The sequence below is a fragment of the Massilia sp. 01N410 genome (assembly GCF_056399665.1).
The window spans coordinates 1-710 of sequence record NZ_JBFTRV010000055.1 but is presented as its reverse complement, the minus strand read 5'-3'; the positions used below and the strand labels follow the sequence as shown (position 1 = coordinate 710).

General features: G+C 66.3%; 1 protein-coding gene. It reads right to left on the bottom strand.

Annotated elements, in window-relative coordinates; translation table 11 throughout:
- The coding region (locus tag AC1DOP_RS27180; protein WP_477254403.1) for an IS1595 family transposase at positions 1-629 on the bottom strand (629 nt) is incomplete at its 3' end.
- Positions 630-710: the final 81 nt, after the last annotated feature.

Here is a 710-nt window from a genome sequence, read left to right as displayed (position 1 = left end):
TGCCGCTTGCTCACGCTGCCCTTGCCGGTCACGGCGTCGATGGTCTGGCCGCTGCGATCGCGTGCCACCAGGATGCACACTTGTTCATTCGAGATCCCGCGCTTTGTCGCCTTGCCGCCGCGTCTTCGTGGCGGACGGTCGAGATGTCTGGAGCCCTTGTGCGATTCGAGCACATACATCTCATCGGCCTCGGCGATGCCGCTCAGCCGCTGCGGGCGGTCATCCTTGCTCAAGGCCAGGAAACGGTGGCGCCATCGAAAGCTGGTCGCACTGGCCACGCCGATCTCGCGCGCCGAGCGGCGCACGCTGCGGGAGTCGAGCATGCAGCCGAGGTAGTCGAGCCAGTGCGCCTTGTGGCGCAGCCGCGCCAGCGGCGTGCCGCTGAGCAGGTTGAAGGTGCGATGGCAGTTGCGGCAGCGGTAGCGCTGCAGTCCGTGCGCATGGCCGTGGCGAWAGGGTTTGTCGGCCTGGCAGTGCGGGCAGCAGAGTGGCRTGCCGGGYTGCTCGACGATCTYGAGTACGCGGTCGAGGCCGGTCGCCGAGTGCAGCAGGTCGAGCAGGCGGTCGCGCTGGCGCCGCGTTAGAGAGGACAGGCGTTGCAGGAACTGTTCGAACTGCCGTGCTTGCATGCTGCCTCCGTCAACGGTTCAGGTCGACATTGGACCGCAGGCTTGCAGAAAAGATTCCACACTTGGCGCGAACAGCGCCAA